Below are 14370 nucleotides of genomic sequence, written 5' to 3'. Positions count from 1 at the left end.
CGTCCTCGCGCTCCCTCGCCCCCCTGACATACTACCCTCATGCCATACGCCCCTCATTGCCAGGTCAAGCCTGGTAATGACGTGCAGGGTTGCGAGCAGCGGCCGCGAGCTTCGCCCTCGTCCTTCGAGACGCGGCTTCGCCGCTCCTCAGGATGAGGGCTGCGAAGGGCGCATCACCGGCTTCTCCCCCTCCGCGCAGTCCCGCGAAGGCGGGACTCCACAGGCCGCATCGCCCTGCCTCACCAGTCCCGCGTCATGCCCGGGCGTGCCCCGGGCAACGCGTGCCGGATGGAGGGGGGGCCGGAACCGCGGCCGGACTCAGCCCGCGACGCCCAGCTTCTTCTGCAGGCTGGTCGACGACGTGGTGTACTGGAACACCAGCCGCTTGTCCGGATAGACGATCCGGTAGGCGGCCTGCGCCATTAGCGCCCCCTCGTGGAAGCCCGACAGGATCAGCTTCAGCTTGCCCGGATACCAGTTGATGTCGCCGATGGCGAAGATGCCCGGCTCCGAGGTCTCGAACTTCTCGGTGTCCACCGGGATCAGGTTCTCGTGCAGATTGATGCCCCAGTCGGCCACCGGCCCGAGCTTCATGGTCAGGCCGAAGAACGGCAGCATCCGGTCGCAGGCGATCACCCGTTCGGCCTTTTCCAGGTCGGTGACGGTGATCTCGCGGAGCTGGCCGCTCTCGCCCTTCAGGTCCGTCACCTGGCCGAGCACCAGGTCCATCTCGCCGGCCTCCACCAGCGCGCGCATCTTGTTGACCGAGTCCGGCGCCGCCCGGAAGGCGTCGCGGCGGTGGATCAGGGTGACGCGCCTGGCGATCGGCTGCAGGCTCAGCGTCCAGTCGAGGGCGGAGTCGCCGCCGCCGACGATCACCAGGTTGGCGTCGCGGAACGCCTCCATCTGCCGCACCGAGTAGAACACCGAGGTGCCCTCGTAGGCCTCAATGCCGCCGATCGGCGGGCGCTTGGGCTGGAAGCTGCCGCCGCCGGCGGCGATCACCACCACCTTCGCCTCGATGACCAGTCCCTGGTCGGTGCCGACGCGGAAGCCGCCGTCCGGCAGCCGCTCCAGCCTCTCCACCATGTGGCCGTAATGGAAGGTCGGGCCGAACGGCTCGATCTGCTCCATAAGCTTGTCCGTCAGTTCCTGCCCGGAGATCACCGGCCAGGCGGGAATATCGTAGATCGGCTTTTCCGGATACAGCTCGGCGCACTGGCCGCCCGGCTTGTCGAGGATGTCGATCAAGTGGCACTTCATGTCGAGCAGGCCGAGCTCGAACACGGCGAACAGGCCGACCGGCCCGGCCCCGATGATGGCGACGTCGGTGGAAATGGTGTCCGTCATGAAATCAATTTGCCTTCGGTCGAGTGGTGGATTTGACGGTCGTCACATCGCGTTCAGCGGACCAGGCGACGGACGTCAGACCCGAAAACCACACCAGAAACACAAACTGGCTGGTGTCCTTGTCTAAACCGGCGTTCGTACGGAAGCTGCTGAACATTGTGTCGAACTTCGGATACGGAGCACTAGCGGCTGAGACGCATCCACGGCCGGGTGCCCGGCGCCTCCTGCCGCCCGACGGGCTGCAGGTAGATCGGCACTTCGGGCCAATGCCCGTCCGCGAGTGCGCGGCGAGTCGGACCGTGACTTATGGCAAAGGCGGAAAATCCGCAACGCAGCATGAACGGAATCTGGTCGAGCAAGATGTCGCCCGTCGCCCGGATTTCCCGGGTGAAACCGAAGCGTTCGCGCAGCAAACGGGCACTCGAATAGGCCCGACCGTCCGTAAAGGCAGGAAAATTGAGCGCGATCATCGCGATCCGCTCCCGGTGCGGCACAAGGTCCTCCACCGGATCCTCGGGCAACAGCTCGACGCCGATCTCGCAGCCATCGCGATGTTCGCCCCCCTCGAGGCCTTGCCAGCGCGACGCCGGAACCAGTACGGAGCCGGTCTCCGGCAGCGCCTCGTCGTCGCCCAGGCGGCGAAAGCGGTCCGCCACAAATCCCTCTCGGGTCCAGATTTCGATTGTCGTCATGATTTGTGCCCCGGCACTCCGTCTCCGTCCTGTCCTCTGCCTCGCACCGGCCGCAGCACGCGCACCGTCTCGCCGTTGCGGGCGATATGGATGCCGCACTCCGTCTTGTCCCGCCCGCGCCAGCGCCCGGCCCGGGCGTCCTCGTCGTCGGCGACCGGGCTGGTGCACGGCGCGCAGCCGACCGACAAGTATCCTTTGGCAGAAAGCGGATGCCGCGGCAGCGCGTGGATCGTGCGATAGGCGGCGATCTCGGACGCCGCCCAGCCCGCCAGCGGATTGATCTTCAGCCGGTCGCCGTCGCGCTCCACCAGGGGCATCGCCTCGCGATCGGCGGTCTGATCGCGCCGGCGTCCGTTGATCCAGAGGTCGAAGCCGGCAAGCGCGGTCTCCAGCGGTTCCTGCTTGCGGATACGGCAGCACAGGTCGGCGTCGCGGCGGTGGAGATCGCCATCGGGATCGAGGGCCGCGAGCCGCCCGGGCTGCGGCGTCACCGAGCGAATGTCGACGAGGCCCAGCCGTTCGGCGAGCGTGTCGCGATAGGCGAGCGTTTCGGCAAAATGCTTGGCCGTATCGATGAAGAGCACCGGCGTGTCCGGTGCCACCCTGGAGACGAGGTGCAGGAGCACCACCGAATCCGCGCCGAACGACGACACCACCGCCGCCCGCCCCGGCGCCAGGTCCCTGACGGCATAGGCGATCAGGTCCTCGGCGCTGGCGCCGGCGAAAAGCCGATCGAGCGCTGCCGCTTCGAGCGACGCCGCCTCGGGCCAGGCGGCGCGGCCAGGTGTGGCCCCATTACGCCCGCCCGACGCCTGCTCGGGGTTAGGATCGTCCACCATAGAGCGCCTCCTGGAACGGTGCGTTGCCGAGGCGGCGCCAGGCGGCCAGGAAGGTTTCCTCGCGGCCCTCGCGCAGCGTCAGATAGGTGTCGACGATGGTCTCCACGGCATCGACGACATCGTCGGCGGAAAAGCCCTTGCCGACGATCTCGCCTATGGCGGCGTCCGCCCCCCCGATCTCGGCACCCCCGCTCTCGCCAACCCCGCTCCCGGCACCGGCAATCTCGCCCCCGGGGGCGCCGCCCAGCGTGATCTGGTAGAATTCCTCGCCTTTCCGGTCGACACCGAGAATGCCGATGTGGCCGACGTGATGGTGGCCGCAGGCGTTGATGCAGCCCGAGATCTTCAGGCTGAGGTCGCCGATCTCCGCCTGCCGGTCGGCGTCGGCGAAGCGTTCGGACAGCCGCTGGGCGATGGGGATCGACCGGGCGTTGGCGAGCGCGCAATAGTCGAGGCCGGGGCACGCGATGATGTCAGTGGCGAACCCGGCGTTGCCGGTGGCCAGTCCCGCCGCGACGAGGCCGTCATAGACCGCGCGCAGGTCGTCCTTGCGGACATGCGGCAGGATCAGGTTCTGCTCGTGGCTCACCCGGATCTCGTCGAACCCGTACCGTTCGGCGAGGTCGGCGACGGCGTCCATCTGCGCCGCGGTCGCGTCCCCCGGCACGCCGCCGACGGGCTTCAGCGAGATCGTCGCCGAGACGTAGCCGGGCACCTTGTGCGGATGGGTGTTGCGCGCGATCCAGCGCCCGAACGTCGGATCGGCCTTCCAGGCCGCTTCCAGCGCCGCGCTCCTGGCCGGCAGGTCGGCGAAGGCCGGCGGGGCGAAATAGGCCGCGATCCGCTCGCGCGCCTCCGCCGGCACGTCGAGGGCGCCGCCGCGCAGGGTCTCGAACTCGGCCTCCACGCCCGCGCGGATCTCCTCGATGCCGCGCTCGTGCACGAGGATCTTGATCCGCGCCTTGAACTTGTTGTCGCGCCGGCCATAGCGGTTGTAGACGCGCAATATCGCCTCGAGATAGGCGAGCAGCGCGTTCTCCGGCACGAAATCGCGGATTTCCCGGCCGACCATCGGCGTGCGGCCCAGGCCGCCGCCGACGAAGACGCGAAACCCGATGCCTCCGTCCGGTCCGCGCCGCAGCTCCAGCCCGATGTCGTGGACGCGGATCGCCGCGCGGTCGCGCGCCGCCGCCGTCACCGCCACCTTGAACTTGCGCGGCAGGAACGAGAATTCCGGATGCAGCGACGACCATTGCCGCACGATCTCGGCCCACGGGCGCGGATCGGCGACCTCGTCGGCGGCCGCACCGGCGAAGTGATCGGTGGTGACGTTGCGGATGCAGTTGCCCGAGGTCTGGATCGCATGCATCTCGACCTCCGCCAGCTCCTCCAGGATCGTCGGGATGTCCTCGAGCCTCGGCCAATGGAGCTGCAGGTTCTGGCGCGTGGTGAAGTGGCCGTAGCCCTTGTCGTAGGTACGCGCGACATGGGCGAGCTTGCGCAGCTGACGGGCCGACAGGGTGCCATAGGGAATGGCGATCCTGAGCATGTAGGCGTGGAGCTGTAGATAGACGCCGTTCATCAGCCGCAGCGGCTTGAACTGCTCCTCGGTGAGGTCCCCGGCGAGACGCCGGTTAACCTGGTCGCGGAACTGCTCCAGCCGGTCGCGCACGAAGGCGTGGTCGAATTCGTCGTAGCGGTACATGGTTTTCTTCGCTCTTGGAGGTCTGCCGTTTGCACCGATGCCGATCGGGACACCGCCACCGCGGCCGTCCGGTCCGGTATCGTGGTGGCCCTCAGGCCGTTTCCCGCGCGGCACCCGTCGCCGCGTTGCCTGCCACCGCATTGCCCGTCGTCGGGCCGCCGGCGCGGATGCGCTCGCGCAGCCGCACCGGCTGGACGCCGCGATCCTCCGCCTCGACGTCGATCAGGTAGGGCTCTACCACCAGCCGCGCCGCCACAGCCTCGCGGCCGGCCCGCTCGGCGACCTCGGCATCGGCGTTGGTCTGCACCAGCCGCGCCGCGCCGAGATCGACGGTCCAGTCGCGATCGCCGAGATAGACGACGCGGCCGTCGGCCAGGCGGTTTGCGGTCAGGACGCGAAAATTGCTTGCATATGCCATTATCGTCCTCCTCGTATCCGTTCTACGCCGCCAGGGCGGCCTTTGCCGCGAAGCTTTCGGCGTCGGCCCAGTCGCCTTCGGCCACCGCGCGGCCGACGAAGATGACCACCGGCCCGGTGACGTCGCCCCGCCCCGCCAGCGCCGGCAGCCGGTCCAGGCGCCCGAAGAACCGCCGCTGGTGTGGCCGGCAAGCGTTCTCGACCGCGGCGACCGGGGTATCGGGTGAAAGGCCGTGTGATATCAGGGCGTTGGCGACCTCGTCGGCGACGCTGCGCGCCATGTAGAGGCTGATCGTCGCGTCGGATCGGGCCAGTTCCGCCCAGTCGAGCCCGTCCGCGCCCGGTGCCGCGTGTCCTGTGGCGAAGACGAGCGCGGACGCATGCGCGCGATGGGTCAGTGGGGTGGCCGTATCGGCCGCCGCCCCCAGCGCCGCCGTGATGCCAGGCACCACCGCGTGCGCGATGTCCGCCTGCCGCAACGCGGCGAGCTCTTCCCCGGCCCGGCCGTAGACCATCGGATCGCCGGCCTTCAGCCGCACCGTCCTGTGCCCGGCCTTCGCCTCGGCGATCAGGATCGCGTTGATCTCGGCCTGCGAGGCGTTGGCCCTGCCCTTGCGCTTGCCCACGTCGATCCGCCGCGCGTCGCGGCGCACGACATCCAGCACCTCCGGCTCGATCAGGCCGTCATGGACCACCACGTCGGCCTGCGCCAGCACCCGTCGGGCCCGCAGCGTCAAAAGGTCGGCCGCCCCCGGCCCGGCGCCGACGAGCCAGACGAAGCCCTGCCCGGGGTCGCCAGGACGCCGGGACTCCAGAAGTTTCGCCACGCTCCGGCGCAGCGCCGCGGCGCCATTCGTGGCGGCGACCGCCATCTCTTCGCCGGTGAAATAAGCCCGCCAGAAGTCAAGCCGCGCCCGGCCCGGCGGCAGCAGCGCCGCCACCCGGCCGCGCAGCTCTCCGGCAAGTGTCGCCAGACGGCCGGTGCCCGGAGTCAGCATGTCCTCGATCTTCGCCCTGAGGAGACCGGCCAGCACCGGCGCGGCGCCCTCGGTCGAGATCGCGACCGTCACCGGCGCGCGGTCGACGATCGCCGGCGTCAGCACGTCGCACAGCTCCGGCCGGTCGACGACGTTGACGGGAACGCCGGCCGCCCGTGCCAGATCGGCCAGCGCGCGGTCGTGGATTTCGTCCTCGGTGGCGATGAAGGCGAGCGCCGCGGTCGCGAACCGATTTTTGTCGGGCCAGACCCGACGATGCGACGACGGAACCGACGCGAGAAGCGACGCCAGGGCGGGCTCCGGCCGGGGTGCATGGACCTCGATCTCGGCGCTCGTCTTGGCGAGCAGCCGCAGCTTCGCCGCCGCCGCCTCGCCGTTGCCGGCTATGATGACCCGGCGACCGTCTACGACCGCCGAGACGGGAAAGGTTTTGAGTTTGCCCATGTGCGTTTGCCCGTGTCGGACCTCGAGACTGACCGCGCCGAATATGGCGCGGCCGCCCCTCGCCGGGCAACCGGAGAACTCAAGAAAAACCAAGCAAATTCAATGTATTAGGAAATTTTGGAACCTGATGCTGCAACGCGGCGGGATGCGGGGACTGTGTTTCCCGGTTGCCCGCCGCGGCAGCATGGCCGCCCCGGTTGATGGGGTCAGGCGGATGGCGTCAGGCGGCCGCGGTCGCCGCCGACTCCTCGGACTCGCAGCCGGCCTCGGCCGTCAGGCTGACGCGCAGGCCGTCGAGGTCCTCGTTCATCAGGATCTGGCAGGAAAGCCGGGAGTTTTCCTTCGCCGTGGCCAATTTGTCGAGGGCGTCCAGCTCCTCGTCATTGGGTTCGGGAAGCCGGTCGAGCCATTCGGACTCGACCTCCACATGGCAGGTGCCGCAGATACCGGCGCCGCCGCATTCCGCCTTGATCGGAATGCCCCAGTCGCGGATCACTTCCATGACCCGCCAGCCCTCGAGCGCCTCGAGGACGTGTTCACGACCTTCACAGTCGCGGACGATAAGCTTCATGTCGTCTCCCTCTCGATTGGATGGCCGTCTCGAAGCCGACAGGGGACGTTAAGCCGGTGCTTGTTACAGATTGCCTTGCGATCTGTCAAAAACGCCGGAAATCGACGGAAAAACCGCCCGAAATCAATCTGTCTGGACGCTCAGCCCTGCCGCTCGGGAACGTCGACGATAAGGCCATCGAGCTCGTCGGTGACCTTGATCTGGCAGGACAGCCGGCTGGTCGGGCGGACTTCATAGGCGAAATCGAGCATGTCCTCCTCCATCTCGGAGGGGCCGCCGGTCTTATCGAACCAGTCCTCGCGCACATAGACGTGGCAGGTCGCGCAGGCGAGCGCGCCGCCGCATTCGGCTTCGATGCCGGGCACCGCGTTGCGGATCGCCGTCTCCATGACCGTCGATCCGACTTCGCCCTCGACGTCGTGGACGGTTCCGTTGTGCTCGATATAGGTGATTTTGGGCATGGGTACGGTCTGATCGGCCTGAAAGCGGGTTTCCTACGGGGGACAACTCGATGCGCCGGCGGAAAACGCGGCACCATAGGCCCCTATAGGCGAAGACAGCCGTCCACGCCAGCCCCCGCGAGGTCGCAGGCCGGATCGGCCCTGCGTGGGCGATGCCCCTCAGTGCTCGACGAAGAGACTCCGGATGTAGCCGTTGACGGCGTCGACTTCCCGTTCCAGCGCGGCGATGGCGTTGCGACTGCGGTCGTCGTCGACATTGTGGCCAAGAAGCTCGGCCGTCTGGGCCCTTTCGGCAACGCCCCATGCCCCGATACCGCGTGCCGAGCCCTTGATGGTGTGGGCGGCCCGACGCCAGTTCTCGACATCGCGCGCTTCCTTGAGACGATTGAGATAGATGCGCGACTGGGTCATGAAAAGCTGCAGCACCTCGCGCTCGAGGTCGGCATCGCCAAAGGTGTGGCGGGCCAGATGGACGAGATCGACGGGGGCTTCGTGCGTAGCCGGCGTCTCGTTGACAAGATAGGGGTCGACGAACTGGCCCATGGACGGCTCCTTCTCCCGGGCGCCTGAACGCCCGCATTGCTGCATTGCAGAATGCCCGCCGCCTGATAAGGATGGGTTAATCTGATCGTATAGACTCGGACCTATCGGCTCATAGGGCGCTTTCGGGGGGATTTTCTCCGAGAATCCTGTATCCGGCATCGGTCAGGCGGCAGACGAGCCAATCGGGTTTGATCGGGTTGTTGAACCAGGGTTCGGCCCAGCCGCTATCGATGCACGCGCGGATCGTCTGATGGTTGATCTGGCGCCCGTCCGGACCGAACAACGGCAACTTGCCGCCCGGCTGGCCGATACCGCGCTTGAGATAGCTCCGTTGCGCCCGAGTGAGTTGCGGCGAAACCGCCCTTCCAGCGCCAGCCCGCGCCACGCTCAGCCTCCATCGTTAACGATGTATTAACACGCCGTTTCACGGGTGTTTTCCCCGCTTGCATTTGGCACTAGACTGTCGTCTGCGGCAAGTGTCAGCGGACACGGACCGAGCGGTCGGTATTGGCGACGCCCGGAAGACGGGGGTATGGCAATGCCGCGGTTTGGTATTGGGGGGTGTATCCTCAAGTCAGACCGGACGCCGGTTCGGGCGGTGGCTCGAAGATGCGGCGGGCGGGCGCCCGAATGGTATTGAGTACGGACGTGAGGCAGTTGGACCATGGCAAAACAATCCCCGAAGACACGCGACGCGGCAGAAGCGGCCCTTTCGGCCGTCGAAGAAGCGCTTTCGCTCAACGGCGACGAACAGGCGCTGGCGGATGCGCTCTCGAAAGACGCTGACGGCGCGGAAAAGGCGACCGAGTCGGTCAACCGCGCCGTTGAACGCGTTGTCGAGGCCGCGCGCGAGCAGCCGGCCCGCAAAGGCGCCAAGGACGCCCCCGACGGCCGCAAGCGCGGCTCGGCACGCCCTGCCGACGCGGCGGCCAACGACTCCCGACGCCCTGCCAATGACGATCGTCCGACCCTCGGCCACATCGTCTACTCGATGCAGCGCAAGGCCCCGCGCACGCCGTTCTGGGTCGCCGGTATTGTCTCGCTGTTGTGGATCGCCGTCTGCGGCGCCGTCGGGTACGGCCTTTACGGTTCCTCGCTCTTCTCGCTGACCGATCCCGACCTTGTCCGCTCCGATCCCGGCATAGCCCTGGTCTGGGCCGCGATCGCGGTCCCGGTGCTGATGTTCTTCGCCTCCGCCGCCATGATCTGGCGGGCCCAGGACCTACGCCTCGCCAGCCAGTCGCTCACCGAAGCCGCCATCAAGCTCGCTGAGCCCGAAGGCGTCGCCAAGGAAGCCGTTCTGACCGTCGGCCAGGCCATTCGCCGCGAAGTCGCCGCCATGGGCGACGGCGTCGAACGGGCGCTGGCCCGCGCCGGCGAACTGGAGGCGCTGATCCACGGCGAAGTGTCGTCGCTAGAGCGCGCCTACCACGAAAACGAGATCCGCATCCGCTCCCTCATCGACCAGATGTCGAACGAGCGCGAAGCGCTTCTCAACAACGCCGACCGGCTGCGCGCCGCCATTGCCGGGGCACACGAGAACCTGTCCCAGGACCTGGCGAGCGCCGGCGATCGCATCACCGGCTCCGTGTCGGCCGCCGGCGACCGTGTCACCGAAGCCCTGACCCGCCGCGGCGACGAGATGACGGACGCGCTGACCGCCTCCGGCGACAACCTCATTTCGACGCTCACCACCCATGGCGACGAATTCGTCCGCCGCCTGTCGCAGACCGGCACCGACGTCGCCCAGACGCTCACCGAAGCCAGCGAAATGGTCACGGTCACCCTCGACCAGCGCGGCCGCGAGGTGAACGAGGCGTTCGGACGCACCGGCATCGAGATCGTCCAGGACCTGTCGGACCGCGGCAACGCCATCAACGAGACGTTGGCCTCCACCGGCCATTCGCTGATCCAGTCGCTGACCGACCGCAGCGCCGAGGTCACGCATCGTCTCAGCGAGACCGGCAATCAGCTCTCGCACACGCTGGTGCAGCGCGGCACCGAGGTCACCGATCGCCTGTCGACGGTCGGCGAGCAGATCTCCGAGACCATCGCCTCGAGCGGCAACGCCCTGACCTCGCGCCTCGACGAAACCAGCAAGACCATCGAAGACACGGTCAACAACCGTGGCGCCGAACTGACCGAACGCCTGGCCGCTGCCGGCACAACGTTCACCGAGGAAATCGTGCGACGCACGGCCGATTATTCCGAGCAGCTGGGCACCGCCGGCGCCGAAGTCGCCCGCGCCATCGCCCAGCGCAGCGCGCAGGTCACCGAGAACCTCAATACGTCCTCGCAGAAGCTTCTGGAGGCGATGGGTAGCCGGACCGAGGAGGTCGAGGAGAGCTTGCGGCGCACGGTCGCCGACGTCGATCACACGCTGTCCGTCAAGGGCAGCGAGCTCGTCGACAAGCTGGCGTTCCGCTCCACGGAGATTTCCGAGCTGCTCGATCACCGCTCGGCGGACCTCAACGAGATTCTCTCCAACCGCTCCGCCGAGATCACCGAGACCCTGATGACGCGCGGCGAAGCCCTGACATCGGCCCTCGACAGCCGTCTGGAAACCTTCGGGTCCGTGCTGGAAGAACGCAGCAGCGCCATCGAGCAGACCCTGTCGAACCGAGCCGACGCCTTCGTCCGCTCCGTCGCCGACCGCGCCTCGGACATCGACGGCATGCTCGGCAAGCGCCTCGGCGACATCTCCACTACGCTCGTCGAAAAGAGCGACGTCCTGGAGAAGACGCTGGAAAGAAGCGTCGAAACGGTCGAATCCGCCTTCGATCGCCAGACACGTCAGCTCGGCGAGACGCTCGAGACGCGCGCCAACGATATCAACATCACGCTTGGCGCCCGGGGCAACGAGATCGAGCAGACGCTCTCGACCCGCGCCGAAAGCATCAGCGCGGCGTTGGGCAGCCGGTCCAGCGAAATCAACGCCATGCTTGGCGACCGCGCCAACGAGATCGAGCAGACGCTCGCGACCCGCGCGGACAGCATCAACGAGGTGCTGGGCAGCCGCTCCAGCGAGATCAACACCATGCTCGGCGACCGCGTCAACGAGATCGAGCGCACGCTTACGATCCGGGCGGCGCGCATCACCGAAGCGCTGGGCAGCCGCACAGACGAGATCAATTCGGTGCTGGGCGAACGGGCTAAAGAGATCGAGGACACGCTTTCGACCCGCGCGGACAGCATCAACGAGGTGCTGGGCAGCCGCTCCAGCGAGATCAATGCCTCGCTTGGCGCCCGCGCTAGCGAGATCGAGCAGACGCTCTCGACCCGCGCCGAAAGCATCAACGAGACACTGGGCAGCCGCGTCAGCGAAATCGACGCTTCGCTCGGCGCCCGCGCCAACCAGATCGAGGAGACGCTCTCCACGCGCGCGGTCAGCATCAACGAGGCACTGGGCAGCCGCTACAGCGAAATCAACGCGATGCTCAGCAACCGGGCCAACGAGATCAAGCAGACCCTCTCGACCGGCTACGAAAGCCTCAACGAGACGCTGGGGAGTCGGTCCAGCGAAATCAACGCGATGCTCGGCAGCCGGGCCAATGAGATCGAGCAGACCCTCTCGACCCGCGCCGAAAGCATCAACGAGACGCTGGGCAGCCGCACCAGTGAGATCAGCGAGCAGTTGTCCACCAAGGCAGCCGAGATCGAGCGGATGCTTTCAAGCCGTGCGGAAAGCATCAACGAGACGTTGAGCAGCCGCTCCGGCGAGATCAACGATCAGCTGGCCGCCCGGGTCGGCGAGATCGAGGAAACCCTTGTCGTGCGTGGCGGTCGCCTGATCAACGAGATCACCAGCCGCTCCGGCGACATCGAGGAGGTCATCGGCTCGGCGAGCGAGACGGTGACGCGCGTCCTGTCCGCCAAGGGTGGCGAGATCACCAAGCAGATCGCCCAGGAAGGCCTGGAGGTGACCAGGGCGATCTCCGAGAGCGGCCAGCACGCCTACGACGCGCTGGAATCGCGCGGCCGCAAGATCGTCGAGGAGATTTCCGAGACCAACGCGTCGCTGACCACCAATATCGAGGCGATCCTCGAGCGTCTGGGCGACTCCAACACCCTGCTCCGCTCCGTCCTCACCGGTGCCAGCGACAACCTGTCGGCGATCGAGGCGACGCTCAGCGATCGTGTCGGCGAGTTCCGCTCCGCCGTCGCCGCCGTTTCCGCGGACGCCGGCGAGACCAGCGACCGCATCGGCGCTCAGGTCAGGCTGCTCGAGGACATGTCCACGAAGGTGCTCGCCGATATCGGCAGCATGGCCGAGCGCTTCGACGCGCAGGGCAAGGACCTGGCGATCACCGCCGACCGCCTCGACCGCACCAACGCCGAAATCGACGAGGCGATCGAAGCCCGCCGCTCGCGCCTCGACGATCTCGCCTCCAGCCTGACGGCGCGGGCACAGGAAATCGATGGGCTCATCACCGGCTACACCCAGGCGATCGAGCGGACCCTGGTGTCCGCCGAGGCGCGCGCCAATTCGCTCGGCGAGATGCTGCAGTCGTCGACCCGCGATGCGTCGGAACGGCTCCTGTCCGAGTTCGAGCGCCTCAACGGCTCGGTAGAGGACCTTGCCGGAGCCATGGGCCAGCGCGCCATGGCATCCACCAAGGCGATCTACGAGCAGCTCGACGCCGTTCGCCGTGCCGCCGACGATGTCGCCGCCACGGTCACGGATCGCACCTCCAGCTCGGCCCAGACGCTGCTGTCCGAGATCGAGCGGATCCAGTCGACGGCCGACGATATCTCCGTGGCGATGTCGAACCGGGCGATCAGCTCGACCCGTTCGGTAGCCGAGGAAATCCAGGGCATTCAGGACATCGCCGAAGCCGCGAGCGCCGGTATTTCCGACCGGGCGCAGCTTACTGCCCGCGCTGTCAACGAGCAGTTCGATTCCCTGCGTAAGTCCGCCGAAGAGATCCGGCAGATGCTCTCCGACACGGCGTCCACCTCGTCGCGCACCATCGCCGAGCAGCTCGAATACATGCGGCTGTCGGCGGGCGAGGAAGGCGAGCGTGCGGCAGGCGCGGTCCGGTCGGGCTTCGAAGGCGCCACCAAGGAGATCGCCGATATGCTGCAGGCGGCGACAAGCCGCTTCTCCGAAGCCTCGCAGGACATGCGGACGGCCGCAAAGTCGATTGCCGAGGAGCTGGAGGCGACGCGCACGGAACTCAAGCGCGGCGTCTTCGAACTGCCGCGCGAGACCCAGGAGAACGCCGCCGCCATGCGCCGCGCGGTCGCCGATCAGATCAAGGCTCTGAACGAGCTTTCGGAGATCGTCTCCCGGCATGGCAACACCCTGGACGTCGCGGTGCCGGAGCGCCGTCACGCCGCCGCCGGCGGTGGCGGTACGACGCTAGCCCAGCCGGCGGCCGCGGCCCGGCAGCCCGCCGAGACAGCCCCAGCCCCGGCCCCTGCCCCGGCCCCTGCCCAACGGCAGGAGCCAGCCAGGCCGGCTCCCGCCAGCCAGCCGAAGAAGGCCGCCCCGGCGGCCGCCGCTGAGCAGCGCGGCGGTAAGGCTGGGTCCGACCGCTGGTCCCTGTCGGATGTCCTGGCGAGAGCGGAACGCGCGGAAGAGGCAGAACCGGCCGCCCCGCGCACCGAGGAACGAACCGAGCGGTCGCCTGCCCACATGATGGAGTCGCTCAACGCGATCGCGGTCGATATCGTCCGTTCGATCGACGACAACGCCTTCATGGAGCTCTACGAGCGCTATCGCCGGGGCGAACGCGACATCTTCATCCGTCGCCTGTTCGCCCAGCGAGACCGCGGCGTGATCGACGAAGTCCGGCGCAAGTATCGGCGCGACCCGGAGCTGCGCGACGCGATCGACCGCTATCTCGACGGCTTCGAGCAGTTGATCGACGAGATCTCCCGGACCGACCGCGACGGCGTCATGCGCCAGATGTACCTGACGTCGGAGCCGAGCAAGGTCTACGCGATCCTGTCGGATGCATCGGGCCGGACGTCCTGATCGCCCGACACAAGCGCCTGCAAAACGAAAGGCCGGTCCCTCGGGACCGGCCTTTTTTCATGTCTCGGAGGCGGCGCGGCGATCAATCCCAATGCTTGCGGGAGTCGCGCGAAGACATGTCGCCCCATGCCAGAACCATCATGAACAGCGCGAAGACAGCCAGGATGATGGCCAAAACCAATTGCTCTCCACCCGACACGGCATTTCCCCTTTTTTCCTGTTTCCGGACGGCCCGGCTTGTCGCAACGGAAAGGCAAATCCGCTGACGTCACATTGATCCGGATCAAGCCGTCGGCCCGCGGGAATGAGGTGCCGGCGGAAGGGGGAAACCGTCCATCGACACGGCCCGCCTGACCGTACCGCCCATGTC

At 67.5% G+C, this 14370-nt stretch carries 11 protein-coding genes; 1 reads left to right on the top strand and 10 read right to left on the bottom strand.

Going from position 1 to position 14370, the window contains the following annotated elements; translation table 11 throughout:
- Positions 1–318: 318 nt before the first annotated feature.
- The 10 genes from MUB46_RS13015 to MUB46_RS12970 form a co-directional block, all read right to left on the bottom strand.
- Positions 319–1350, bottom strand: coding sequence for an NAD(P)/FAD-dependent oxidoreductase (locus tag MUB46_RS13015; RefSeq protein ID WP_261616351.1), 1032 nt, complete (start codon positions 1348–1350; stop codon positions 319–321).
- A gap of 182 nt (positions 1351–1532) precedes the next feature.
- Complete coding sequence (locus MUB46_RS13010; protein ID WP_261616350.1) at positions 1533–2006, bottom strand: DUF934 domain-containing protein; 474 nt, start codon at positions 2004–2006, stop codon at positions 1533–1535.
- A gap of 32 nt (positions 2007–2038) precedes the next feature.
- Positions 2039–2881 carry a phosphoadenylyl-sulfate reductase gene (locus MUB46_RS13005; RefSeq protein WP_261616349.1) on the bottom strand — a complete coding sequence of 281 codons (843 nt, stop codon included), beginning with the start codon at positions 2879–2881 and terminating at the stop codon, positions 2039–2041.
- Complete coding sequence (locus MUB46_RS13000) at positions 2865–4586, bottom strand: nitrite/sulfite reductase (protein WP_261616348.1); 1722 nt, start codon at positions 4584–4586, stop codon at positions 2865–2867. The genes MUB46_RS13005 and MUB46_RS13000 overlap by 17 nt, the downstream gene beginning before the upstream one ends.
- A gap of 91 nt (positions 4587–4677) precedes the next feature.
- Positions 4678–5004 carry a DUF2849 domain-containing protein gene (locus tag MUB46_RS12995; RefSeq protein WP_261616347.1) on the bottom strand — a complete coding sequence of 109 codons (327 nt, stop codon included), beginning with the start codon at positions 5002–5004 and terminating at the stop codon, positions 4678–4680.
- Between the two features lie 22 nt (positions 5005–5026).
- A complete protein-coding gene (gene cysG / locus MUB46_RS12990) occupies positions 5027–6445 on the bottom strand; it encodes a siroheme synthase CysG (RefSeq protein WP_261616346.1) in 1419 nt (472 codons plus the stop codon).
- Positions 6446–6665: 220 nt separating this feature from the next.
- Positions 6666–7016, bottom strand: coding sequence for a 2Fe-2S iron-sulfur cluster-binding protein (locus MUB46_RS12985; RefSeq protein WP_261616345.1), 351 nt, complete (start codon positions 7014–7016; stop codon positions 6666–6668).
- A 140-nt stretch (positions 7017–7156) separates the two neighbouring features.
- The gene (locus MUB46_RS12980; RefSeq protein WP_261616344.1) at positions 7157–7477 is read right to left on the bottom strand and encodes a 2Fe-2S iron-sulfur cluster-binding protein; all 321 of its coding nucleotides are present in this window, start codon (positions 7475–7477) and stop codon (positions 7157–7159) included.
- A 159-nt stretch (positions 7478–7636) separates the two neighbouring features.
- Positions 7637–8020: an Hpt domain-containing protein gene (locus MUB46_RS12975; protein ID WP_261616343.1), complete on the bottom strand. Its 384-nt coding sequence runs from the start codon at positions 8018–8020 to the stop codon at positions 7637–7639.
- Between the two features lie 109 nt (positions 8021–8129).
- Positions 8130–8405, bottom strand: a complete 276-nt coding sequence (locus MUB46_RS12970) for a hypothetical protein (RefSeq protein ID WP_261616342.1) — start codon at positions 8403–8405, stop codon at positions 8130–8132.
- Between the two features lie 279 nt (positions 8406–8684).
- On the opposite strand from MUB46_RS12970, the gene MUB46_RS12965 reads away from it, so the two are divergent.
- Positions 8685–14000, top strand: a complete 5316-nt coding sequence (locus tag MUB46_RS12965) for an apolipoprotein A-IV repeat region-like domain-containing protein (RefSeq protein WP_261616341.1) — start codon at positions 8685–8687, stop codon at positions 13998–14000.
- Positions 14001–14370: the final 370 nt, after the last annotated feature.

Origin of the sequence: Microbaculum marinisediminis (genome assembly GCF_025397915.1) — a bacterium.
In the GTDB taxonomy this organism is placed as follows: domain Bacteria; phylum Pseudomonadota; class Alphaproteobacteria; order Rhizobiales; family Tepidamorphaceae; genus Microbaculum; species Microbaculum marinisediminis.
Note: the sequence above shows the minus strand (reverse complement) of the source record. Positions and strands in the feature narration are given on the sequence as shown.

What these genes read in the sequence shown, in the direction of transcription:
- MUB46_RS13015 (WP_261616351.1), bottom strand. Translation starts at nt 1,350, where the DNA reads ATGACGGACACCATTTCCACCGACGTCGCCATCATCGGGGCCGGGCCG.
- MUB46_RS13005 (WP_261616349.1), bottom strand. Translation starts at nt 2,881, where the DNA reads ATGGTGGACGATCCTAACCCCGAGCAGGCGTCGGGCGGGCGTAATGGG.
- MUB46_RS13000 (WP_261616348.1), bottom strand. Translation starts at nt 4,586, where the DNA reads ATGTACCGCTACGACGAATTCGACCACGCCTTCGTGCGCGACCGGCTG.
- MUB46_RS12995 (WP_261616347.1), bottom strand. Translation starts at nt 5,004, where the DNA reads ATGGCATATGCAAGCAATTTTCGCGTCCTGACCGCAAACCGCCTGGCC.
- cysG (WP_261616346.1), bottom strand. Translation starts at nt 6,445, where the DNA reads ATGGGCAAACTCAAAACCTTTCCCGTCTCGGCGGTCGTAGACGGTCGC.
- MUB46_RS12985 (WP_261616345.1), bottom strand. Translation starts at nt 7,016, where the DNA reads ATGAAGCTTATCGTCCGCGACTGTGAAGGTCGTGAACACGTCCTCGAG.
- MUB46_RS12980 (WP_261616344.1), bottom strand. Translation starts at nt 7,477, where the DNA reads ATGCCCAAAATCACCTATATCGAGCACAACGGAACCGTCCACGACGTC.
- MUB46_RS12975 (WP_261616343.1), bottom strand. Translation starts at nt 8,020, where the DNA reads ATGGGCCAGTTCGTCGACCCCTATCTTGTCAACGAGACGCCGGCTACG.
- MUB46_RS12965 (WP_261616341.1), top strand. Translation starts at nt 8,685, where the DNA reads ATGGCAAAACAATCCCCGAAGACACGCGACGCGGCAGAAGCGGCCCTT.